Raw genomic sequence first — 25,050 nt, forward strand, 5'->3', positions numbered from 1 at the left:
CCGCAGCGTCACCTGTAAAATGGCAAAATTAAAATGGCATCAATAATTGCCCGGTTAACAACGTGGTGAAGTCATCCTCCAGGAAGGGCAGAATGGCATCGGCTATCGGCATCAGTTGCTTATTAATGTAATGTTCGTAGTCCGGCGGTGCCGTCAGAATTTCCAGCGGCTGCGGCCCGGCGCGGGTAATAATATAGCTTATTCCGGCGCCGCGCTGGTACTGCGGCGGACGATTCATGCGGACATTGTACTCATCCGCCATTCTGGCCGCTTTGACATGAGGCGGCACATTACGCTGATAATCCGCCAGCGGCCGGCGCAGGCGCTTACGGTATACCAGCCTGTCATCGTAGCGTCCGGTGAGGGTGTCGCGGACATAATCGCGGATAAACTGCTGATACGGCATTTTATCGAAAATCAGCCGGTACAGGGTTTGCTGGAAATGCTGTGCCAGCGGTGTCCAGTCACTGCGGACCGTTTCCAGCCCGCGAAAAACCATGTTATCTCCGGAAAGCCCTGCATACCGTTTTTTGCTGCCGAGATCGGTTCCGCGGATTGTCGGCATCAGAAAACGCCGGTAGTGGGTTTCATACTCAATTTCCAGGGCGGAAGTGAGTCCGTATTCATCTGTCAAATGCGTCTGCCACCACTGATTTACTTCATCTACCAGCCAGCGGCCGATGCGCTCCGCATCCGTTTCACTGTGAGCACTTTTCAGCCAGACAAAGGTGGAATCGGTATCGCCGTAAATGACCTGATAACCCAGTGACTCAATAATAGTGCGGGTTTTGCGCATGATGTCATGTCCGCGCATGGTGACGGAGGAGGTCAGGCGCGGATCATAAAAACGGCATCCGGCGGCACCCAGAACACCACAAAACGCATTCATAATAATTTTCAGGGCCTGCGACAGCGGTTTATCCCCTGCCAGTTTCGCCATGTCCCGCTCATGCCAGATGCGGTTGACGATATCCGGCAGACAGTTGGTTTCCCTGGAAAAATACGCGCCCTTAAACCCGGGAACCGCCTGTTCCGGCGCGGCAAGACCTTCGATCATGCCAATCGGGTCGATGAGAAAGGTGCGGATAATGGAGGGATACAGGCTTTTAAAATCCAGAACCACCACTGAGTCATATAATCCCGGGGCTGAATCCATCACAAAGCCGCCGGGTATCGGTTCGCCGGGTTTTTCGCCGGGATCAGGCGCGACATAGCCTTTACGGTGCATCGGCGGCAGATAAAGATGGGTGAAGGCGGCGACCGATCCCCCCATGCGATCCGGTGCCAGGCCGGTTACCGCTGCCCGTGCCAGCAGGAATTCTGTCAGATGGGTGTGTTCAAAAATCCGGGTGACCAGACGGCAGTCCTGAAGGTTATACCGTGCCAGTGCCGGTTTATCCTCGCGGAAACGGCGGTTGATTTCATCCATGCGATCATACGGGGAATCGCTGTCTTTGCCCTCGCCGAGCAGAGCCTGAGACACAGCCTCCAGACTGAAGGACGGAAACTGCCAGGTCGCGGCTTTCAGGGCATCGATACCATTAATAATCAGCCGCCCGGGAGCCCCGGCGAAAAATTGGCCGGGTTTGAAGCCGTGTTCCCGCCAGGAGAGCGGGGCATTATTGCGGCCGAAAATCAGCGGGATCTGATACTTTTCCGCATGGCGCTGCAGAATGCGCAGATCAAACTGGATCAGGCTCCAGCCGATTATCATGTCCGGATCATGTTCTGCCAGCCACTGGTTCAGACGGTGAAGCAGATCCGGGCGGCGCGGGACGTACTCCAGCGTAAAATCCGGATTGGTCAGCGGTGTGCCGTTCTCCGGGCCGAGCATAAATACCGTATCGGCCCCGCAACCGGAGAGCCCGATGGAGTAAAGGTCACCGAACTCTGTGGTTTCAATATCCAGAGAAACGATTTTCAGCGCCGGACGGTAATCCGGATGCGGCTTCATCAGCACATGACCATCCGGCTGTGGCTGCACCCAGACAGCGGCGGTGATAAAGCGCTCCATCAGATAGCGTTCACAGGGGCGGATATCCGCTTCATAAAGGTGGAGATGCTGTTCGCCGAGCTGTTTTTCCAGCTGCTGTAACTGGCGGTACTGGCGGCAGTAAACAGCACTGACATCGTCCTGATGGAAATCCTTCAGCGGGCGCGCTGTCAGTGTGGCACCGGGGATATTGTTAATAAAGGGGCGGCTTTCCGCCAGCTCTCGGTGCGGGACAAAGCCGACAGCCTGTTGCAGCGGAACAGAAACATGCCGTGGCCCGTTATCTGTCGCCAGCCAGTAACGGACCTCAATACCACGCGGGGTATCAGACCAGTGACGGGTCAGAATAAAACCGGCTTCCGCCGGTGCTGCCACCTGACGGGAGGGAAAATTGTTGTGCCCTGCCATCATTTTGTCCGTTCTGCTGATGAAAAAATAACTATAGCAGAGTGGTGTGGATATATACAGTATTTAAGGTGCGGTTTACCGACTGATACCGAGGATCCGTGCCTGGGGAACCTCACCGCTGACCAGGGCGGCGGTGCTGCCGTCAAAGGCAATGGTGCCGTTATCCACCACCATCGCGCGGGGCGCGATTCTGGCCGCGTCATCGGTATTGTGGGAGACCATCATCAGGGTCAGTTGCCGTGAATCACAGATGGTTTCCAGCAGCGCCAGCATTTCATTGCGCAGTGCCGGGTCCAGGGCGGAGAAGGGTTCATCCAGCAGCAAAACCGGCTGGGAACGTACCAGACACCGTGCCAGTGCCACCCGCTGACGCTGACCGCCGGAAAGCTGTGACGGCAGACGTTTCAGCAGTGGTGTCAGCGAAACCTGTTCAGCAATCTGTGCCAGTTGTACTTTCTGCTCTGCATTCAGTTTCATGCCGGGATGAAAACCGAGGGCGATATTCTGCTCTGCCGTCAGGTGCGCAAAGAGATTATTTTCCTGAAACAGCATGGATACCGGGCGTGAAGCGGGCGGTGTGCGGGTGTGATCCTCGCCATTGAGCAGGATAGTGCCGCTTTCGGCAAACTGAAATCCCGCGATCAGTGACAGCAGGGTACTTTTACCCGCACCGCTCGGGCCGAGAATGGCAATTTTCTCTCCGGCGGTAACCGAAAAGCCAAAATTCATTGTCTGTTGCTGATAACGGTAATGAATATGATCAAAACAAATCATGGTCGTTTCCCCGGCAGGCGTTCCAGAATGGTAAACAGGCCGAAACAGAGTAAAAACAGGAGCAGTGCAGTGACCGCGGCATCCGAATTACGGTAAGCGCCGATCTGCTGATAAAGATAGAATGGCAGTGTGCGGAAATCTTCATTGCCGAACAGGGCTATCACACCAAAATCCCCGACCGACAGCACACTGGCAAATGCCATTGCCTGTGCCAGCGGGTTACGGAGAGCCTTCAGCTCAATCAGTTTCAGCCGGTTGAATCCGCTGATATTCAGCGAGAGACAAAGCGGGTTATAGCGTTCAGCCAGGTCACGCATCGGGTTATCCAGCACTTTCAGGGCATACGGGACTGCCATCAGCGCGTTGGTCAGGATCACCAGCCCGTATGGGATCGCCCCCAAATCAGTGGTGCCGGTCGTGCTGTTGAGCAGCAGGAAAAACCCGGTAGCCAGCACAATCCCGGGCATGGCCAGGATCACCAGCCCGGAAAGCTCCATGGCCTGTCCGGCTCTGACTGCCTGCCGCAGACGCAGTTCACGGCTGCTCCATAACAGCATCATGGTCAGCAGCACACAGATAAAACCGGAAGCCAGCGCAATACCGAGTGAGGTGAAAAATGCCCGCCACAACGCCGGTTGCTGCAATACCGGCAGTAATCCCGGATTCAGGCCGTCAGCGATAATGGCAAAAAACGGCGGCAGCAGAAACAGCAGGGCGCAGAGGATGATCAGGCCGTCAGATAATTTGCGCGGCAGCGTGTCCTGCGGATTGCGCCATTGCAGTGACTGGGTAAAGCCGACAGAAAAATGACCAGACAGGTGCTGACTGAGCAGTACCAGCCCGATGCAGCACACCAGCTGGATCAGCGCCAGCAGTGCAGCACGCCCGATATCAAAGTCATAATTCAGTGCCTGATAAATCGCCAGTTCAATAGTGGTTGCAGCCGGGCCGCCGCCAAGCGCCAGCACCGTGGCAAAACTGGCAAAGCAGAGCATAAAAATCAGCGCGGCGGTCGGCAGCAGCTGACGGCGCAGATAGGGCCATTCGACAATCCGGAAATGCTGCCATTCATTCATATTGAGCTGGGCGGCGAGTTGTCTCTGCTCCGTGGCAATATTATCGAGTTGCTGATACAGCATCCGGGTGGCGAGCGGCATATTAAAGAAGATGTGCGCCAGCAGAATGCCCTGTAACCCATACGGGGAGAAAGAATAGTCCAGACCCAGAAAACCGGAAATATGTGCCAGCCAGCCGTTACGGCCATAGACAGATAAAATACCGAATACCGCCACCAGCACGGGCAGTACCAGGGTCATTGCGCACAACCGCAGAAAGACGGTCCGCCCCGGGAAACGCCGCCGCCAGAGTGCCCGCGCCAGAAAAACAGCCGGAATAACGGAGAACAGGGCAGATAAGAAAGCTTGCCAGAAGGTAAAGCGGACGACATGCCACAGGTAGTTATCATCCCATATCTGCTGCCAGTCTGTATCCGGTGTGTTAAACCACAGCGCCCCGAAGGCACTGACAGCAACAACCAGCAGAAGACCGGACGCGAGTGCGCCCGGTATCAGGTATGCGGCAATTAACGGCTGACTGCGTTTTGCCATATCTGTATCCACTGATTGCGCTCTTTCGCCACTTCTTTTGCATCAAATTCCAGCGTTTTGACTGGTTTCGGCATGTTGTCGTAAACCGGCGGCAGCGGCATATCAATCACAGGATACATCCAGTTGGTGGTCGGCAGCGTTTTCTGGAAATCCGGAGTCAGCATAAACTGCATAAACTGTTCCGCCAGTGCAGGGTGTTTTGACGCAGCCAGCACACCCGCCATTTCTACCTGAAGGTAATGCCCTTCCTCAAATAGTGCGGCAGCATAGTTATCTTTGTTATCCGCCAGCATGTGATAACCCGGCGACGAGGTGTAACTCAGTACCAGATCAGCTTCACCTTTCAGGAACAGGCCGTAAGATTCGCTCCAGCCTTTGGTGACCGTCAGGGTTTTTTTCGCCATTTTGGCCCACTGTGCCGCCACATCATCCCCGTAGAGTTTTTCCATCCACAGCAGTAATCCCAGTCCCGGTGTGCTGGTGCGCGGATCCTGATAAATAATGGTCAGCTTCTGATCACTGTTAAGCAGTTCTTTCATGCTTTTCGGCGGATTCGGCAGAGTGTCTTTGTTGTAGATAAAGGCAAACCAGCCGTAATCATAAGGAATAAAGGTGTTGCTTTCCCATTTGACCGGCAGCACCAGTTTTGACTGATCAACATTGCTTTCTTTAAACAACCCGGTATCCAGCGCCGCCTGCATCAGGTTGTTATCCAGACCTAAGATGATATCGGCCTGTGATTTTTTGCCTTCCATCCGCAGACGGTTCAGCAGCGTCACGCCGTCACTCAGCCCGACGAGTTTCAGCTCGCAATTGCATTGCGCTTCAAAGTTTTTCTTAATTTCCGGCCCCGGTCCCCACTCGGCAACAAATGAGTCATAGGTATAGACAGTCAGAACCGGCTTGCTGTTATCTGCAGCGGCCTGGAAAGAGAACAGTGCAGCAAGGCCGCCTGCAATAATATTTCTGGTCAGTTTCTGTAACACTTTGCGCTCCTGTAAGGGAAGGATTGGCAAAGGATCTGAGTGCAGCATGATGGCGACAGGCTGTGCTGTCAGCAGTGGCGGCTCAAATCCCTACGCCGGTATTAACCGGATCAGGTTCCTCGGGTGTTATCTCAGCAGCACCGGCCGGAAAGCCGTCGCTGCACCCCGTTGAGAGAGGAACAGTGTAGTGTTTTTCCCGGGAATTTGCCACTGTCCGGAACGGCTGAAACAGCCTGTTGCTTTTTATCCCTCAGAGCCGGAAATGCGGCGGGCTGAAGGATTTTGAGTGCAGAGGTTTACCCCATGATGGGAGTGTGAAACAATTGGCTATCTTTCAGTTTTTTTCTGAGGTAGTCGAGTGATTGATGATGATGGCTACCGCCCGAATGTCGGGATTGTAATTTGTAATAAGGAAGGCCAGGTTTTATGGGCCCGCCGCTACGGACAGCACTCGTGGCAGTTTCCTCAGGGAGGTATCAATCCCGGCGAATCACCGGAACAGGCCATGTACCGTGAGTTGTATGAGGAAGTTGGTTTAACGCGTAAAGATGTGCGTATCCTGGCGGTTACCCGCAACTGGCTGCGCTACAAATTACCCAAACGTTTGGTGCGTTGGGATACCAAACCGGTTTGTATCGGTCAGAAGCAGCGCTGGTTTTTACTTCAGCTGCTCTGCGAAGACAAAGAGGTCAATGTGACCCGCAGCAAGTCGCCGGAATTTGACGGCTGGCGCTGGGTTACCTACTGGTATCCTGTTCGTCAGGTGGTCTCTTTCAAACGTGATGTGTACCGCCGCGTCATGAAAGAGTTTTCTTCCGTTGTGATGCCCGCCAACAGCGAAGCGACGGCTGTGCGGGCACCGTTTCCCTATCGTCGCCGGCGCCAGAATTAGGGGGAACGGATGCTGACGCGTTTACGTGAAGTGATTGAAAAAGTGGCTGCTGCCGCTGATCTCGCGGAAGCGCTGGAGCTTCTGGTTAAAGAAACCTGTCAGGCGATGGGAACTGATGTCTGTTCCATCTACCTGGCAGATAACCAGCATCACTGTTTTTATCTGATGGCAACGCAGGGGCTGAAAAAGCCCCGCGGCCGTGCTGTCAGCCTTGCTTTCGGCGAAGGTGTGGTCGGCCATGTCGGCCGCCGCGCTGAGCTTATCAATATCGCGGATGTCCGCGAACACCCCGGTTTTAAATATCTTCCTCAGGTTAAAGAAGACAACCTGCGTGCGTTTCTCGGTGCGCCGGTGGTTTACCGCCGTCAGTTACTGGGTGTGCTGGTGGTTCAGCAGAGAGAAAAACGTCTGTTCAGTGAAACGGAAGAATCTTTTATTGTCACTCTGGCAATGCAGCTGGCGGTGCTGCTGGCGCAGGCACAAACCAAAGGGTTGTTCGGGCAGTTCCGCCAGACCCGTATTCAGGCTATTCCGGTCTCTTCCGGGATTGTGATGGCCTACGGCTGGGAAGACCGTTCACAGCCGGTGCTTGAGAATGTTTCCGAAGCCTCGGCACTGGATCGCGTGCAGGAGCGTGCCCGCCTGAATAAAGCGCTGGAGGATGCCACGGCAGAGTGCCGCCGCATCAGCAAGCGTTTTAATGCTGCTTCACAAAAAGAAAGTGCCGCTATTTTCGATCTTTACTCCCATCTGCTGAACGACCTGCAACTGAAAAAGGGGTTGTACAGTATTGTGGAGCAGGGTTTTGTGGCTGAATGGGCTGTCAAAACGGTCATTGAGCAATTTGCGGGCCGGTTTGCCGGGCTTCAGGACAGCTATATGCGGGAGCGGGCCACGGATTTGCGGGCACTCGGGCAGCGGCTGTTATTCCATCTTGATGATAATTTTACCGGCAGCAACCAGTGGCCGGAGCGCTTTGTGCTGGTGGCTGATGAACTGAGTGCCAGCCTGCTGGCGGAACTGCCGCAGGAACAGCTTGCCGGTGTGGTAGTGCGTGACGGGGCAACACATTCCCATTCCGCCATTCTGGTCAGAGCGATGGGTATCCCGGTTATCATGGGCGCAGATATCCAGCCGGAGCTGTTACATAACCGCCTGCTTATCCTCGACGGCTACCGGGGCGTGGTGTATATCGAACCGGAACCGCTGATAGCACAGGAATTCAGCCAGATTATTGAGCAGGAGCAGGCTATCAGTCAGCTGGCGGAGGATGAACTCAGCCGCTCCGCTGCACTGAAAAGCGGCGAACGGGTTTCTGTTCAGCTGAATGCCGGGCTCAGTCTGAAATATGAGCAGAAAATCGTCAAAAGTATTGACGGGATTGGTCTGTACCGTACGGAAATACCGTTTCTTGTACACAATGGTTTTCCGTCAGAAGAAGAGCAGAAAGTCCGTTATCAGGATATGCTGCAACTCTTTGCCGGGAAACCGGTGGTACTGCGGACACTGGATATCGGCGCTGATAAGCAACTGCCGTATATGCCTATCAGCGAGGAAAACCCGTGTCTGGGCTGGCGCGGTATCCGCGTGATGCTGGATCAGCCGGAGATTTTTCTTATCCAGCTGCGGGCCATGCTGCGGGCTAATATCGGGCTGAATAATCTGAAGATATTATTCCCGATGATTTCCGGGCTCGCAGAGGTTGAAGAGGCTATCCGTCTGCTTGACCGCGCCTGTGAGGAGGTTTCAGCACTGACCGGGGAGCGGGTGGAACGTCCGCCGGTGGGGGTGATGCTGGAAGTACCGTCATTGTTGTTTATGCTGCCGGAACTGAAACACTATATTGATTTTATTTCTGTCGGTACGAATGATTTAACTCAGTATCTGCTGGCGGTTGACCGGAATAATACGCATGTTGCACCATTATATGACTCACTTCATCCGGCGGTCCTGCGTATGCTGAATTTTGTCCGGACGGAAACCACCCGGCTGGGGATCCCGGTCTCGGTCTGCGGGGAAATGGCGGCGAATCCGTTAGGTGCAATGATACTGATTGGTTTAGGATACCGTCAGCTGAGTATGAACGGGCGGAGTATCCCGCGTATTAAGTATCTGCTGCGGCATCTGGATGCCGGAGCGCTGGAGCCGCTGCTGGCATCATTGCTGGATGCACAGACAGCGGCTGAGATCCGTGAAAAAGCGGAGCTGTTTATTGAGAGCAAGGGACTGGGACAGCTTATCCGGGGCAGTGCTTAACCGGCACATCCCGGGGCATAAGGTGTTTCTGTCCTTACCGTCATCTATCCCGGTCTGCGGCAGGCAGAGCTGTAACCGCAGCCGGATACAACACACAGTGTGAGGTACGATGAGTAACACTTATCTGGCATTTCCGGATTTTGATCCTGTTATTTTTTCTGTGGGGCCGGTGGCGTTACGCTGGTACGGGCTGATGTATCTTGTCGGGTTTGTGTTTGCCATGTGGCTGGCCAACCGGCGTGCAGACAAACCCGGCAGCGGCTGGAAACGCAGTGAAGTTGAAACACTGTTATATGCCGGATTTGTGGGGGTTTTCCTGGGCGGTCGTATCGGCTATGTGCTGTTTTATAACTTCCCGCTGTTTGCGGAAAACCCGCTGTATCTGTTCAAAGTCTGGGATGGCGGTATGTCATTCCACGGCGGACTGATGGGCGTTATTATTGCTATGTGGTGGTTTGCCCGCCGCACGAAGCGTCATTTCCTGCAGGTTGCTGATTTCGTGGCACCATTGATTCCGTTTGGTCTCGGCATGGGGCGCATCGGTAACTTTATTAACGGCGAGCTGTGGGGACGTGTGACACTCGATACGCCGTGGGCCATTCTGTTCCCGACGTCTTACAGTGAAGACGTGAAACTGGCCGCTGCTGATCCGTCTTTGATGCCGGTGCTTGAACAATACGGCGTTCTGCCGCGTCACCCATCACAGCTGTATGAAATGCTGCTTGAAGGGATCGTCCTCTTTATCATTCTGAATGTGTTTGTCCGCAAATCCCGTCCGATGGGCAGCGTGTCAGGCCTGTTCCTGATTGGCTACGGCCTGTTCCGTATCATTGTGGAGTTTTTCCGCCAGCCGGATGCACAGCTTGGTTTATTCGGCGGGATCAGTATGGGGCAGATTCTGTCTGTACCGATGATTATTGTGGGTGTGCTGATGATGGTATGGGCCTACAAATGTCCGGGTAATAAAAAGCAGAGTGATACCGGAAAACAGAATGCGCCGGAATAGATCCGGTTTTAGCGTTTAGTGAGTAATAAAAAACTGCATCGTAACCGATGCAGTTTTTTTATGCGCAGCTGTTTAATGGTTTCTCAGACAGAGAACGGATATTTTATCGGATCGTGGTGCTGGTAATCTGTCACCGTGAAGTCATCAGTGGTTACCCATGTCATTAAATCATCCAGCGTTTTAATCTCAGGGTTAATATGCAGTTTTGGTGATGCAAATGGTTTACGTGTAATCTGGACATCACGCATTAATTCCAGCTGGTCTTCATATAAATGAAGGTTAACCACTTTGTGATAAACCTTACCACATTTCAGTCCGGTTATCTGAGCCATAATAGCCAGCAGGAAATAGCATTGCGGCGCATTGAAAACATAACCAAGCGCATAATCACAACTGCGCTGATAACTGTTTAAATATAATGTGCCATCAAGAACAGAAAAATGATGCATAAACATGCAAGGTCTCAGGCAGCCCTGATCAAATTCACCCGGATTCCAGAATGAAATTATTTCACCGCGGTCATCAATGCCTTTTTTTAAATTATTATAGACTTTACGGAGTTGGTCGAATGTATTTTTCCGCAGTTCAGTAATCAGTGCGTGAACACCCTCTTTATCTCCGGAGTCACTTAATGATAATAATAAATCATACTGTGCTTCTGTCGGTGATACTTTCAGTTGCCGTCCCTGAACACCATAAACGCGGCCCATATCATCCTCACCTTTGCGGTTCGGGTTTGCCAGCCAGTCGGTATTTTCATTGGCGTTAGCGTTCCAGGTATTACAGCCGATGGCTCTGAACTGAGCGGCGCTGTCATATCCGCGTAAGTAACCCAGCATTTCCGCAATTGCCGCTTTCCAGAATGCTTTGCGGGTGGTCACCAGCGGGAACTCATTTTTGTCAACATGGTAAGTGAAATCGGCATTAATAATTGTCAGGCATCTTTTACCTGTCCGTTTATTCTCAATCCATTTCCCTTCCTCCAGAATGCGCTTTGCAATGTCTAAATATTGTTCCACTTTTGTTTTCCTGTTGACGCAGTATATGGTCTTAATATTATAACATTATTTTCATTTACTTCATACAAAATAATATTGATTTTATTTTTATTAAAATTAAATTTATTAATGAAATTGATGATTAAGAATGTGTTTTTATTATTTTATAAAATAGTATCAGTGGTTGATTTTATTTTCTGGCTGATAGTATCCGGCACACCGGTACTGAGAGTTTAATACAGTACCGGTGGCCGGTTTTTATATCAGTTAATTTCCGGATTGTTAAAGAGCGGTGATGTCTGTTCTTTTTAGTCTCTTCATTTTATTCACTCCACACTTTTTTTTCCGGCAGGTGGTTTTTTTCCGCCCGGCACGAAACAAAATGTGTATTTGCCGTATCCCGCAGAAAATTTTTCCTGTTGCGTCGCATTTTTTCCGGTTTTGTCTTTCCGGGAGTGGCAAACACGTTATTTTTTCCACAGGAAACAGAAACGGGTGATCACATGCAGACAGAGCGGGGGATATCGCTGATGGAAGTCATTGTTGTTTTATTTATTATGGCATTACCTTTTTCATTTATTCATATTTCATGGGAAAGCTACAGAGAACGGCGGTACCTGACAGAAACGGCGGCGTTGTTTCAGCAATATCTCTGCAGTCATAAACTGAAAGCAACCTATCTGAATGAAACACGTAAAATAGCCGTTACGTTTGGTGAGAAAAGCCGGGCCTGTCATCAGGCATCATCAGCACCGTGTGATGATGGCCCGGAAGTATTCACACCGATGGCGGGAGTCCGGATTGTTTCCGGCACGACAGACACGGTGCTGTTCTGGGGAACCCGGCATACCGCCTCTGCTGCCAGCTTTTTACTGGAAAACACACAGGGACAGATAAAACTGATTATCTCAGCCCCCGGACGTATACGGTTGTGTACACCGGGAACGATATCCGGCGTACCGTCATGCTGAATAAGAGGCGGGAAAAGGGGTCATTGCTATTTGAAATGCTGGTGAGCATGGCGGTCAGTGCAATGCTTCTGGTCACGGTAACCCGTTTTTTTCCGGCACTGGGGCAGGATGTGCTGAATACATACCGGCAATATAAGCTGGATACCATTATGCGGGAAACCCTTTTGCGGCTGGAAAAAGATCTCCGGCGGACGGCATTCTGCCGGGGGCATTGTCAGGGAAATCCGCTGGATATTGCCGCCCGGCCCGGAGAGGCAAACGGCAGTTGTATCATTGTTGCTTATGATCTTAATCACAATGGCCGCTGGGAGCGGAATGTCCGCAAAACCGGGGAGCATTTTGGCTACCGCCTGAATAGTCAGGCACTGGAATGGACGCGCGATGCCCGCAGCTGCCGGGATACCGGCTGGCAAAAGGTGACGGATAACCGCTATGTGAATGTTTCCCGGTTTCTGGTCACGCCGGTAAAACTATACGGAAAAAATGGCCTGAAACTGACTCTGACACTCACCGGGCGGGACATGCCCTTAATACAGCGAACCGGAGAAAGCCTGATTGTTATGCCTAATTACCACCTGTAGCACTGGCAGGAAGAAAAATAGCCGTTCAGCGGGAAGTGCTCTGTTACTGATGATTATGCTGTTGCTGGGGATCTCACTGATGATGTTGTCTGTTTTGCATCGTTTTTATCAGACGGAGTGGCGTAACGGTCAGGATGAAACGGAATTTTACCGCGCAGATGCCGGCGCGGCTTCTGCGCTGGAATGGGGGCTTACACAAGCGTGGTCCCGGAAAGCACTGAACGAAACACCGTTTTACTGCCGGGCAGCGCCGGACCCGGCACTGAAGAGTTGTTTGCGGCGGCTGAGGGCCAACAAGCTGTTATTACAGGGCAGCATGTTTTCTCCCTGGTTTGAACAAAATATCACGCATTATCAGCTGGTCAGCGCCCGGGAAGAAGGAAACAACATGATTTTGACCGCAATTCCGCAGGGATGGAGTGATTTTTGCCCGCCGGATTTAAAGCCCGGCTGCAACCGGCATACTGAAACGGGAGAATACAATGAATGAACGCGGAATGTCGTTACCGGAAGTGATGATCTGTACCTTGATCTTTGCAATTCTGGTTACCGGATTATTACGCTATTATCAACTCCTGCACAGCGGAAAACAGCGGCAGTATGCGGATGTCAGTACGGTGCGTCATCTGCATCAGATGATGCGTTTTACGTCGGACCCCGGGATATTACGGCAGATGATGCAGACACATTTATCTCCCCGGCAGAAATGGGAAAGTTATCAGGAAAATGTGTCACCGGGCTGTATTTCCGTTACTATCAGGCTGGTCTCTCCGGGAGAGCGCCGGTTAACCGCCGGCAGATGGCAATGTATGTAAGGACAGTACAATGTTTACAGTTTATCACTCCAATGATTTGGATCTGCTGAAAGATTTAATTTGCCATATTATTGATAACGATAAAATTAATGATCCTTTCTGTCCGGAAACCGTACTGGTGCAAAGCCCCGGGATGTCGCAGTGGCTGCAAATCAGCCTGGCGGAAAAACTGGGCATTGCCGCGAATATTACATTTCCGCTGCCCGCCACATTTATCTGGGATATGTTTACCCGTGTGCTGCCGGGTATTCCGAAGGAGAGCGCTTTCAGTAAAGGGGCCATGACCTGGAAGCTGATGTCACTGCTGCCGCAGCGTCTTGATGATCCGGATTTTGCTCCGCTGCGCCATTATCTTGATGATGACGGGGATAAGCGCAAACTGCATCAGCTGTCAGGTCGTATTGCGGATTTATTTGACCAGTATCTTGTCTACCGGCCGGACTGGCTGACGGCGTGGGAAAGTAATGAACTGGTTGACGGGCTGAGTCAGAACCAGTCCTGGCAGAAATGCCTGTGGCGGGATTTACAGACACTGACCCGCAGCCTGGGGCAGCCGGAATGGCACCGTGCCAATCTTTACCAGCGCTTTATTGACGTACTCAATGAAGGTAACCCGGCGGTGGTTGCCAATCTGCCGCCCCGCCTGTTTATCTGTGGTATCTCTGCATTACCGCCGGTCTATCTGCAGGCTTTGCGGGCGCTCGGGCAGCATACTCATATCCATCTGATGTTTACTAATCCCTGCCAGTATTACTGGGGCGATTTACAGAGCCCGGCTGCACTGCGGCGTATGCTGGCGCGCAAGCCGCAAAGCTATTGGGATAAAAAAGCCGTCAGCTGGTTTAAATCGGATGAGGATGCGCCTGCACTGTTCGATTTTGACGCTGACGGGGAACAGAATACCGGTAACCCGCTGCTGGCGTCATGGGGACGTCCCGGCCGGGATAACCTGTTTTTTCTGGAAGATATTGAAGAAATCCATGCCATTAAAGCGTTTGTCGATCGCCCGGCAGATACACTGCTGTCCGCTGTTCAGCAGGATATTCTTAATCTGGAGGACGGCAGTGTGGTGGGGAAAAACAAAGAGGAGTTTTCCACCAGTGAAGGGCGGCGGATTATTGCGGATAATGACGGTTCCCTGACCTTTCATTCCTGTCACAGCCCGCAGCGGGAAGTGGAGATTTTGCAGGACTATTTACTGAACCTGCTGGAAAATGATCCGTCACTGACTCCCCGCGATATTATTGTGATGGTGGCGGATATCGACAGCTACTCTCCTTATATTCAGGCGGTTTTCGGGCAGGGGAACGAAAACCGCTATCTGCCGTTTGCGATTTCAGACCGCAAAGCCCGCCAGGCTCACCCCGTATTACAGGCCGTGCTGACACTGCTGGAATTACCGCAGAGCCGTTTCACTTCAGAACATGTGCTCAGCCTGCTGGAAGTCCCGGCGGTGGCGCAGCAGTTCGGGCTTGATGAGAGTGATCTGCCGCTTTTGCGCCGCTGGGTCAGCGGAGCCGGTGTCCGCTGGGGGCTGGATGATCATAACATTGAGTCTTTCTCGCTGCCGGTTTTTGGTCAGAACACCTGGAAATTCGGGCTGGATCGCATGCTGCTGGGCTATGCCATGGCAGAGGAGGAAGGTACCTGGCGCGGGATTCTGCCATATGACGAAGTTTCCGGGATGTCAGCGGACCGGGTCGGGCAGCTGGCTGCCTTTATCGATACTCTGCGGAAGTGGCAGAAAATACTGAGCGAGCCGCGGACACCGGCACAATGGCGTGAAACCGGATCTGAGCTGTTGTCTGCCTTTTTCATGACGACACCGGATACCGAACCGGTGCTCAGTATGGTGCTTCAGCAGTGGCAGCAGGTACTGGATCAGGGGGTGAAAGCCTGTTATGACGGGGATATTCCGCTCCCGCTGATCCGTGATGAACTCTCTCTGCGGCTGGATGACGAGAAAATCAGCCAGCGCTTTTTATCCGGGGCGGTAAACTTTTGCACGCTGATGCCGATGCGCTCTGTACCGTTTAAGGTTATTTGTCTGCTGGGGATGAATGACGGTGTGTACCCGAGAACAATTCCGCCGCTGGGGTTTGATCTGATGGCGGAAAAAAGCCGCCGGGGTGACCGCAAACGCCGGGATGATGACCGCTATCTTTTCCTGGAGGCGCTGGGGTCAGCAAAAGAATATTTATATATCAGTTATATCGGCCGATCTATCCGTGACAATGAAGAACGGAACCCGTCAGTGCTGGTCAGTGAATTGCTGGAATATGTCTGTCTCAGTTTCTGTCTGGAAAAAGATCGGTTTGCTGACCTGGATACCAGCCGGGAATCGCTGGAAAATCATCTGATTGTCCGGCATTCCCGTGTTCCGTTTGCAGCGGATAACTACCGGGAGGGCGCAGAATTTCAGAGTTTTTCGCCGCAGTGGCTGCCGGCAGCATTACGGCAGGGTGAAGCACAGGGGGCGTTTAATGTCCCGGTTCCGTCAGAAGATATAACAGACATAACCGTTGAGCAGCTGCTGCGGTTTTACCGCCATCCGGTCAGAGCGTTTTTTCAGCAGCGCCTGAATGTGCATTTTGATATTGAGGATGTGGCACTGCCGGAAGAAGAACCGTTCAGTGTTGATAATTTGCAGCGTTACGGGTTTAACACCCGGCTGCTGGATGCGCTGGTGGACGGCGAACCGGAAGAACGGGTCTTCCGTATGCTGAAGGCGGCGGGAGAACTGCCGGCCGGCGCGTTCGCACAGGTTTACTGGGAAGAACAATTACAGGAAATGGATGTTCTGGCGGAGAAAATCCGCAATGCACGGACAGAATCGGATATTGAGTCGTTTCACTATGTTATCGGGCCGTATACTTACAGCGGGCAACTGACCGGTGTTCAGGATAACGGGCTGCTCCGCTGGCGTCCGGCGGCACTTACCGCCGCTGACGGGCTGCGTTTGTGGATTGAACATCTGACATACAGCCTGAGCGGACGGCAGCAGTACAGCCGGATGTACGGACGCAGTGATACGGTGTGGATCTTTGAGCCGCTGACGGCGGAGCAGGCGCAGGGCTATCTGCGTCCGCTGCTGGATGTGTTTGTCCGCGGTCTGAATGAGCCGCTGCCCGTCTTTATCAAAAGCGGCTGGGCATGGCTGACCACGCTGGCTGATGAGAACACCGGTGAACTCTCTGATGATGATGCACTCCAACATAAAGCCGGGTTACTGCTTCTGCAGACACTGCAGGGGGGATATCAGTTTACCGGTGAGGCGGAGGACGATTATGTCGTCCGTGCATTCCGCCATTTTGATGAAGCACTTATGGATGCGATAAAGCAATTTTCACAACAACTCTTTTTGCCGATGTTTCAACATCAGAAGAACAGGGAGAATGAGGCTGATGCCTAAACAACTAGTGCCGTTTATTTTTACGCTGCTTTTCTTTTTTACCGGTGCCAATGCACTTGCTCAGAGCAACTGGCAGGTTCTGCCCGGGGAGATTGAGAAAAGCGCCAACGATCCGCGTCAGTATCAGGCAATCACCCTGAAAAATAATATGACGGTTCTGCTGATTTCCGATAAAACCGCCCGCAAATCAGCGGCGGCGGTCAGTCTGGCTATCGGCAGTATGGATGAGCCGCAGAGCCAGGCGGGTCTTGCGCACTATCTGGAACATATGGTGCTGATGGGATCAAAACGTTTCCCTGAACCCGGTAACTTCAGTGATTATCTGGCGAAGCACGGCGGCAGCCATAATGCCAGTACCGGCTCCAACTACACAGACTTCTATTTTGAAGTTGAAAACAATGCACTGAAAGGGGCAACCGAGCGGCTGGCGGATGCCCTGGCAGAACCGCTGCTGGACCCGGTAAATGCGGATAAAGAACGTAATGCGGTTAACGCCGAGCTGACCATGGCACGTTCCCGTGACGGGCACCGTATGTATCAGGTACGGGCGGAAACCTGGAACCCGGCACACCCGATCTCCCGTTTCTCCGGTGGTAACCTGGAAACCCTGAGAGATAAGCCCGGCAGCATCCTGCATGAAGAGCTGCTGAAGTTTTATAATACCTATTATTCATCCAATCTGATGAAAGCCGTGATCTACGGGCCGGAGTCCGCAGAAGAACTGGCAAAACTGGCTAATGAGACGTTCGGTACGATTCCGGATCGCCATGCGGCTGTTCCGCAGATTACCGTTCCGCTGATCACCGCAGCCGAGCAGCAGAAAATTATTCACTATGTTCCTGCCCAGCCGCAGAAATCGCTGGATTTTGAGTTTGTCATCGACAACAACAGTAAAGATTTCCGCAAGCAGACAGATACTTATATTGCGTATCTGCTGGGCAGCCGCAGTGAAGGTACTCTGGCGAACTGGCTGATCTCAAACGGGCTGGCGGAGAATGTCAGTGCATCGGCATCCTCAACCCTGGCACGTAATCAGGGCGTGTTTATTATCTCTGTCTCACTGACGGATGAGGGGATGGCGAAGCGCGATGAAATTACCTCCGCTGTTTTTGCGTACCTGAATCTGATTAAAGAAAAAGGGATTAACAAAGACTATTTCGATGAAATTGCCCGTGTGAATATGCTGGCGTTCCGTTACAACTCGGTTGTCCGTGATATGAATTATGTTGAATCACTGGCAAATACGATGATGGACTATCCGGTAAAAAATGTCCTGAATGTCGGTTATCTGGCTGATGACTGGGATCCTGCCGCCATCAAAGCCCGTCTTGCGGATTTAACACCGGAAAAAGCCCGTATCTGGTATACCAGCCCGCAGGAACCAAGCAATAAAAAAGCCTATTTCGTTGATGCGCCTTATCAGGTGGATGCAGTGACAGCAGCTCAGCTGGATAAATGGCGTAAATCTGAAGGTGATTTCCATTTCTCTCTGCCTGCACTGAACCCGTTTATTCCGGATAATTTTGATCTGATCAAACAGCAGGAACAGCAAAAACCGGTACAACTGACAGACACTGAAAAGCTGCGCCTGTTCTACATGCCGAGCCGCTATTTTGCGGATGAGCCGAAAGCGATTATTGCGCTGGAGCTGCGTAACCGCAATACCGGCAGAACAGCCAAAGATGTTGTTACCAGTGCGCTGCTCAGTTATGTCAGTGAACTGAAACTGAACCAGCTCAGTTATCAGGCCAGTGTGGCAGGCATGGGGATTAATATCAGTGATGATGATGGCCTGAATATCAGCGTCAGTGGCTATTCCCAGCATCTGCCGGAACTGCTGACCACGGCCGTGACGGAATATCAGTCCTTCACCCCGGCAGCATCTGAGCTGGCACAGGCGAAATCCTGGTATCGTGAGCAGGTTGCGGTATCGGATAACGGCAAAGCCTATGAAATGGCAATGCGTCCGTTCAGCCGTCTGAAATCAGTGCCTTATTTTGAAGATAAAGACCGTCTCGCAGCACTGGATACCATTACTGAAAGTGACATCACGCAGTACCGTGACCGTCTTATCCGTGAAGGGGCTCTCCAGATGTTTGTGTTCGGTAATCTGACAGCACCGCAGGCAGAGCAGATTGCGTCGAAAGCTCAGGCACAGCTCGGTTCACAGGGCACGGAATGGTGGGTAGGGGATTATTATGTGATTGATAAAGCCCTGAAACCAAACTTTGACGAAAAAGCCAACAGCACCGACAACGCGCTGGCCAATATCTTTATCCCGACCGGGTATTCACGGACGGAAGGCGCGGCATTCTCGTCAGTGCTGTCGAAAATTCTGCATCCGTGGTTCTATGATCAGCTGCGGACACAGGAACAGCTGGGATATGCCCTGTTTGCATTTAATCCGAACTTCGGCCGCCAGTGGGGGATCGGCTTCCTGCTGCAAAGCAATGAAAAGAATCCGGCTTATCTGTCACAACGCTTTAATGATTTTTATATCAATGCGGAAAAACGTCTGAAAGGCCTGGATAAGGCGGAATTTGATAAATACCGCAATGCACTGCTGACCGAAATGACACAGCCGCCGGAAACCTTTGAGGAAGAAGCATCCCGTTATTCATTTGATTTCAGAAATAATTATTTTGATTTCAACACCCGTGAGCAGACTATCGCGGCGGTGAAAAAAATGACCAAACAGGATGTGATGACCTTCTATGAAAACGCCGTGATGTCGAAAAACGGACTCGCGCTTTACTCCCAGGTAACCGGCACCGGCGGCAAAGCGGATGATTACGCGAAACCGGCCGGATGGACGACGTATCCGTCTGTAACGGCGTTCCAGGCACTGTTACCTGTGAAAGAAGAAATACGGTAAGACAATGGCGGCTGAATCTTTAAATCCGATGACCATACCGCTGCAGGGGCAGCGGTTAATTGAAGCCTCTGCCGGGACAGGGAAAACCTACACCCTGGCCCGGCTCTATCTGCGTTTGCTGCTGGGTATTGGTGAAGGGGCATTTGTCCGGCCGTTATCGGCGGAAGAGATCCTGGTGGTAACCTTTACCGAAGCCGCCACTAATGAATTGCGGGGGCGCATCCGTGAGAACATCCATAAGCTGCGGATTGCCTGCCTGCGTCATGAGGAGGGCGGGGAACCGGGCGGGGATGACGGGTTCGGCCCGCTTCTGGCGCTGATTGAGGATAAACAAAGTGCTGCCCAGCGTCTGCTGCTGGCTGAACGGCAGATGGATGAAGCCGCCATTTTTACTATCCACGGTTTTTGTCAGCGCATGCTGACACACAACGCCTTTGAATCCGGCGTGCTTTTTGAACAAACACTGATTCAGGATGAGCATCCTGTCCGTAAACAGGCCTGTGAGGACTTCTGGCGGCGTCATTGCTACCCGCTGCCGGTTGAGCTGGCCAGAGCCATTAAACAGCTCTGGTCTGATCCTCAGGCACTGCTGCGGGATATTTATCCCTGGCTGCAGGGGGAATTGCCCGGGATTACCGATGCACCGGAATCGGATGAGACATTACTTTCCCGCCATGAAAAAATTATCGCCGCGATCAATGAGGTTAAACAGTGCTGGCGGGAAAGTGATGCTGATTTTGTCAGTCTTATTCAGAACTCTGATCTGAATAAAAGCAGTTACCGCGCCAATCTGGTGCCCGGATGGATTGCCGGCATTGATGACTGGGCGAAGGAAACAGAAACCACACACTATGCTCTGCCGAAAAATATAGAACGTTTCAGTCAGGCAGTGCTGGATGAAAAAACCAAAAAAGGCGGCACACCGCCGTCACATCCGGTGTTCTCTGCGATTGAGGAACTGACAGCGCAGGCACTGACGCTGGAGGATGTTCTGTTTACCCGCGCGGTATATGAGATCCGCCAGACCATCACGCAGGAGAAACAGACCCGGGGCGAGATGGGATTTGATGATTTACTGACCCGGCTGGACAACGCACTGCATCAGGAAAACGGGGCGCTGCTGGCACAGACACTGCGCAGACGTTTTCCGGTGGCGATGATCGATGAATTCCAGGATACCGATCCGCAACAATACCGGATCTTCCGTACTATTTATCAGGAGACGGCTTATCAGGAAAACACCGGTGATAACGGCACACCGGCAGATCCGTACGGGCTGTTGTTTATCGGTGACCCGAAACAGGCGATTTATGCCTTCCGCGGCGCTGATATTTTCACCTATATCAAAGCACGGCGGGATGTCAGTGCGCATTATACGCTGGGGACTAACTTCCGCTCCGCGAAGACCATGATCGACAGTGTTAACAAGCTGTTTTTGCAGGCAGATGAGCCTTTCTGCTTTAAACAGATCCCGTTTCAGCCGGTCAGTTCCGCGCCCGCAAATGATGATGCCGCTTTTGTTGTTGCCGGAGAAACTCAACCGGCAGTGCAGTTCTGGTGGCAGGCCGCAGAGGGGGTCAGCAGCGGGGATTATGAACGGACAATGGCGGGAGTGTGTGCCGGGCAGATCCGCGACTGGCTGGATGCCGGACAGAACGGTACTGCCCTGATTGGCCCGCCCGGGAAACAACGTCCGGTCAGTGCGGCGGATATCACCGTACTGGTGCGCAGCCGCCGGGAAGCACATCTGATAAAAGATGCCCTTAACCAGCGGGCGATCCCGTCAGTTTTTCTCTCAAACCGCGACAGCGTGTTTGACACACCGGAAGCCCGTGAGCTGTTGTGGCTGCTCCGGGCGGTGCTGAATCCGGAAAAAGAACGGTTGTTGCGCAGTGCGCTGGCGTCCGGGTTGTTTGGTCTGAATGCGGCACAAATTGAGGCACTGAATCAGGATGAAGCTGCCCGTGACAGGCTGGTGGACGAGTTCGCCGGTTATGGTCAGATCTGGCAGCAGCAGGGTGTTCTGCCGATGCTGCGCCGGGTACTCAGTCAGCGGAAGATCGCGGAAAATCTGCTGGCGGGACAGGACGGTGAACGGCGCTTAACCGATATCATGCATATCAGTGAGTTGCTTCAGGAAACCTCACTGACGCTGGAAAATGAACATGCGCTGGTGCGCTGGCTGGCACAACAGGTATTGCGTCCGGATGCGCAGTCGGAAAGCCAGCAGATGCGGCTGGAAAGTGATCAGCATCTGGTTCAGATTTGCACTATTCATAAATCCAAAGGGCTGGAATACCCGCTGGTATGGCTGCCGTTTATCTGTAATTTTCAGGCGGGCGGTCAGCGTCTCTATCATGATGAAACCACCTTTGAGCCGTGCCTGACATTGTCACCGGATGAAACACAGCTTGCCCTGGCGGATAAAGAACGTCTGGCAGAGGATTTGCGCCTGCTTTATGTGGCGGTGACACGGGCGGTTTACCACTGCAGCCTGGGTATTGCGCCGATTATCAGAGGTAACCGTAAAAAAACGGGTAATACCGATCTGCATCTTAACGGGCTGGGTTATCTGCTTCAGAACGGGCAGGTGTGTGACAGCAAAACCCTGGAGGAGCGGCTTGATGCATTTTGTCAGGGTGACAGCGCCGCAGCGGTCACCCGGATAACAGAACCGCAATTGCAACTGTGGCAGCCCGGCGTTTCACAGCCGCCGTCTCTGGCGGTGAAACCGTTTACCCGGACTGTCAGCAGCCGCTGGCGTGTGACCAGTTACAGCGGCCTGAGCTACGGTGCGTCATCCGGCGGCAGTGTCTATACGCAGGACAGGCAGGAAGAGATGATGGCAATGATCCGCTCTCTCAGCCCGTCACTGGATACTGACACGCTCGGTGAAGAGCAGGATGAAACGGTAACGCAGCAGACGGCATATACCTTCCCGCGTGGTGCGCTGGCGGGGACATTCCTGCACAGCCTGTTTGAAGAGCTTGAATTTGATAGTGAGCCCTCACTTGAGTGGCTCACTGAACAGTTGTTGTCATACGGATTTTCAGCGGAGTGGGCGCCGTTTCTGCAAACCTGGTTTACGGATTTAGTGAATACACCGTTGTCTGCGGAAGGGCTGGTGCTCAGTGCGATCCCGGTGCGTTACAAACAGGATGAAATGCAGTTTTTCCTGCCGATAGACGGTAACCTGACTGCGCAAAAACTGGATGCACTGACGCGGCAGTATGATCCGTTGTCAGCACAGGCACCACCGCTGGATTTCGCGGCGGTGACGGGCATGCTGAAAGGCTTTATCGACCTTGTGTTTTATCACGAGGGTAAATATTACATAGCGGACTATAAATCAAACTACCTGGGTGACAGCCCGGCTGACTATCAGCCGGAGGCTTTGGAACAGGCTATGGTGGAGCACCGCTATGATTTGCAGTATCAGTTGTATACGCTGGCGCTGCACCGCTATCTGCGTCACCGGCTGCCGGATTATGATTATCAGACACACGTTGGCGGGGTGTATTACCTCTTTTTACGCGGCATGACACCGGACCATCCCGGTCAGGGGATCTGGTTTTATCGCCCGGAACAGGCATTTACAGAGCAACTGGATGCCCTGTTTAAAGGGGAGGAAAGTTAATGAACACTCACTTACAAATGTTGTGTGAAGAGCATATTCTGCGTCCCCTGGACTGTCAGTTTGCTGCGATGCTGGCACCGGATAGCCATCCTCTGCTGCAACTCGTCTTTGCCCTGCTCAGTGCACAAACCGGTAGCGGACATGTCTGCCTGCCGCTGTCGCGGATTATTCCCGCAGCGGAACAGGGTGGGCGGCATGCGGAGATTATGCAGTCTGTCTGGCGGGCGCTGAATGAGCCGGGACTGCCGGAGATAAAAGCAGCGCTGTCTGCTTCTGATGCAGTTAGTGATGGCTCACTTCCCGCACCGGTTGTGCTGTCAGAAGAGAACTTGTATCTGCACCGGATGTGGCAGTATGAATGCCGGGTAGCGGAATTTTTCTCCCGGCCTCAGCGGGTTTCTGCTGATGCAGGGAAATTGCGCCCGGTTCTGGATGCACTGTTCGGTACGAAAGAACCGGAGGACTGGCAGAAAATTGCAGCGGCGGTGGCAGTCAGCAGCCGGACAGCCGTTATTTCCGGCGGGCCGGGCACCGGCAAAACCACAACCGTTGCCCGTATTCTGGCCACATTAGTGCAATCTGCCGCTGAACCGCTGCTGATTGAACTGGCGGCACCGACCGGTAAAGCCGCTGCCCGCCTGACTGAATCGCTGGGTGAGGCCATTGCACAGCTTGATTTGACAGACACACAGCGGGCCATGATGCCGGATCAGGCCAAAACCCTGCACCGTCTGCTGGGCGCTCAGCCGGACAGCCGCCGGTTACGTCATCATCAGAAAAATCCGCTGATGTCGGATGTGCTGATTGTGGATGAAGCCTCCATGGTCGATTTACCGATGATGGCAGCTCTGATTGATGCACTGCCGGAGAACGCGATGCTGATCCTGCTGGGGGATAAAGACCAGCTGGCTTCGGTGGAAGCCGGGGCGGTGCTGGGGGATATCTGCCGCTTTGCTGAATCCGGTTATACACCGCAGCGGCGGCAGGCGCTGGAAGCAATGACCGGTTGTGTGCTGCCGGATAAATCACCGGCACATCCGGTGAATGTGCAGGATCACCTCTGTCTGCTGCGCAAAAGTTTCCGTTTTGATGCCGGTTCCGGCATTGGGCAGCTGGCTGCAGCAGTTAACCGTGGTGATGTCCGGGAAACCATGGCGGTTCTCGGCGGACAACGACCGGATGTCCGTTATGTGCCGCTGGAGGATGAAGACGGTTATGCTCAGGTACTGACAGACACCATGAAAGCCTATCTGCCGTTTTTATCACTGGTGAAACAGCATGCCGACCCTGCGGCGGTAATTGACGCCTTCAGTCAGTTCCGGTTGTTGTGTGCGCTGCGTGAGGGGCCGTTCGGCGTGGAAGGGCTGAATGAGCGTATTGAACGGCTGCTGCATCAGCAGGGGCACATCCGTCGTCCGCTGATACACCGGCACCGTGCCTATCACGGTAAACCGGTGATGATAAGCCGTAACGACAGCCCGCTGGGGCTGTTTAACGGTGATATCGGGATTATGCTGACGGATGAAAACCATGAACTGCGGGTGTATTTCCGGCTGCCGGACGGTACTATCAGGGGGATCCGTCCGAGCCGTCTTCCGGCACACGAAACGGCGTATGTGATGACGGTGCATAAATCACAGGGCTCTGAGTTTGCTCATACCGCGCTGGTGCTGCCGGTACAGCCTTCGCCGCTGGTCAGCCGTGAATTGCTGTATACAGCACTGACGCGGGCGAAGCAGTTTCTGACCATATACAGCCGCGAAGAGTGTGTTAAGCGGGCGGTGAAAACCCCCACTCAGCGGTACAGCGGGCTGAGCGGGCGCTTACGTTAGTCCGGCA

At 53.0% G+C, this 25,050-nt stretch carries 16 protein-coding genes and 1 riboswitch; of the genes, 11 read left to right on the top strand and 5 right to left on the bottom strand.

Going from position 1 to position 25,050, the window contains the following annotated elements; genetic code table 11:
- Positions 1-28: 28 nt before the first annotated feature.
- The 4 genes from N7387_RS11295 to thiB all read right to left on the bottom strand — a co-directional run bounded on the left by N7387_RS11295 (position 29) and on the right by thiB (position 5,744).
- Positions 29-2,404 carry a DNA polymerase II gene (locus tag N7387_RS11295; protein ID WP_279798982.1) on the bottom strand — a complete coding sequence of 792 codons (2,376 nt, stop codon included), beginning with the start codon at positions 2,402-2,404 and terminating at the stop codon, positions 29-31.
- 72 nt (positions 2,405-2,476) lie between these two features.
- Positions 2,477-3,175: a thiamine ABC transporter ATP-binding protein ThiQ gene (gene thiQ / locus N7387_RS11300; RefSeq protein WP_279798985.1), complete on the bottom strand. Its 699-nt coding sequence runs from the start codon at positions 3,173-3,175 to the stop codon at positions 2,477-2,479.
- Positions 3,172-4,782, bottom strand: coding sequence for a thiamine/thiamine pyrophosphate ABC transporter permease ThiP (gene thiP / locus N7387_RS11305; RefSeq protein ID WP_279798986.1), 1,611 nt, complete (start codon positions 4,780-4,782; stop codon positions 3,172-3,174). The genes thiQ and thiP overlap by 4 nt, the downstream gene beginning before the upstream one ends.
- The gene (gene thiB / locus N7387_RS11310; RefSeq protein ID WP_262872066.1) at positions 4,758-5,744 is read right to left on the bottom strand and encodes a thiamine ABC transporter substrate binding subunit; all 987 of its coding nucleotides are present in this window, start codon (positions 5,742-5,744) and stop codon (positions 4,758-4,760) included. The genes thiP and thiB overlap by 25 nt, the downstream gene beginning before the upstream one ends.
- A 93-nt stretch (positions 5,745-5,837) precedes the next feature.
- Positions 5,838-5,946, bottom strand: a riboswitch (TPP riboswitch).
- Between the two features lie 180 nt (positions 5,947-6,126).
- Here thiB and rppH point away from each other — a divergent pair.
- The 3 genes from rppH (at position 6,127) to lgt (ending at position 9,922) form a co-directional block, all read left to right on the top strand.
- Positions 6,127-6,660, top strand: coding sequence for an RNA pyrophosphohydrolase (rppH, locus tag N7387_RS11315; RefSeq protein ID WP_015422452.1), 534 nt, complete (start codon positions 6,127-6,129; stop codon positions 6,658-6,660).
- 9 nt (positions 6,661-6,669) lie between these two features.
- Positions 6,670-8,916 (top strand): phosphoenolpyruvate--protein phosphotransferase, encoded by a 2,247-nt coding sequence (gene ptsP / locus N7387_RS11320; RefSeq protein WP_262858964.1) that lies wholly within the window; start codon positions 6,670-6,672, stop codon positions 8,914-8,916.
- 109 nt (positions 8,917-9,025) lie between these two features.
- On the top strand, positions 9,026-9,922 hold the full coding sequence (gene lgt / locus N7387_RS11325; protein ID WP_262858963.1) for a prolipoprotein diacylglyceryl transferase: 897 nt from the start codon (positions 9,026-9,028) through the stop codon (positions 9,920-9,922).
- Between the two features lie 83 nt (positions 9,923-10,005).
- Here lgt and thyA read toward each other — a convergent pair whose 3' ends face one another.
- Positions 10,006-10,941 carry a thymidylate synthase gene (gene thyA / locus N7387_RS11330; protein ID WP_279798989.1) on the bottom strand — a complete coding sequence of 312 codons (936 nt, stop codon included), beginning with the start codon at positions 10,939-10,941 and terminating at the stop codon, positions 10,006-10,008.
- A 482-nt stretch (positions 10,942-11,423) separates the two neighbouring features.
- Here thyA and N7387_RS11335 point away from each other — a divergent pair, with 482 nt between their 5' ends.
- Genes N7387_RS11335 through recD form a run of 8 tightly spaced genes read left to right on the top strand, consistent with a single transcriptional unit; the run spans position 11,424 to position 25,043 of the window.
- Entirely contained in the window at positions 11,424-11,891 is a 468-nt protein-coding gene (locus N7387_RS11335; protein WP_262882943.1) for a peptidase, read from the top strand.
- A complete protein-coding gene (locus N7387_RS11340) occupies positions 11,885-12,472 on the top strand; it encodes a prepilin peptidase-dependent protein (protein WP_279798991.1) in 588 nt (195 codons plus the stop codon). Before N7387_RS11335 ends, N7387_RS11340 begins: the two co-directional genes overlap by 7 nt.
- A 49-nt stretch (positions 12,473-12,521) precedes the next feature.
- Complete coding sequence (locus N7387_RS11345) at positions 12,522-12,962, top strand: YgdB family protein (protein WP_279798993.1); 441 nt, start codon at positions 12,522-12,524, stop codon at positions 12,960-12,962.
- Positions 12,955-13,287 carry a prepilin-type N-terminal cleavage/methylation domain-containing protein gene (locus N7387_RS11350; protein WP_279798995.1) on the top strand — a complete coding sequence of 111 codons (333 nt, stop codon included), beginning with the start codon at positions 12,955-12,957 and terminating at the stop codon, positions 13,285-13,287. The genes N7387_RS11345 and N7387_RS11350 overlap by 8 nt, the downstream gene beginning before the upstream one ends.
- A gap of 10 nt (positions 13,288-13,297) precedes the next feature.
- Positions 13,298-16,699, top strand: a complete 3,402-nt coding sequence (recC, locus tag N7387_RS11355) for an exodeoxyribonuclease V subunit gamma (protein ID WP_279798997.1) — start codon at positions 13,298-13,300, stop codon at positions 16,697-16,699.
- Positions 16,692-19,574 (top strand): pitrilysin, encoded by a 2,883-nt coding sequence (ptrA, locus tag N7387_RS11360; protein ID WP_279798999.1) that lies wholly within the window; start codon positions 16,692-16,694, stop codon positions 19,572-19,574. The genes recC and ptrA overlap by 8 nt, the downstream gene beginning before the upstream one ends.
- A gap of 4 nt (positions 19,575-19,578) precedes the next feature.
- A complete protein-coding gene (recB, locus tag N7387_RS11365; RefSeq protein ID WP_279799001.1) occupies positions 19,579-23,211 on the top strand; it encodes an exodeoxyribonuclease V subunit beta in 3,633 nt (1,210 codons plus the stop codon).
- The gene (gene recD, locus N7387_RS11370; RefSeq protein WP_279799003.1) at positions 23,211-25,043 is read left to right on the top strand and encodes an exodeoxyribonuclease V subunit alpha; all 1,833 of its coding nucleotides are present in this window, start codon (positions 23,211-23,213) and stop codon (positions 25,041-25,043) included. Before recB ends, recD begins: the two co-directional genes overlap by 1 nt.
- Positions 25,044-25,050 lie beyond the last annotated feature (7 nt).

Origin of the sequence: Morganella sp. GD04133 (assembly GCF_029835375.1) — a bacterium.
In the GTDB taxonomy this organism is placed as follows: Bacteria; Pseudomonadota; Gammaproteobacteria; order Enterobacterales; family Enterobacteriaceae; genus Morganella; species Morganella morganii_B.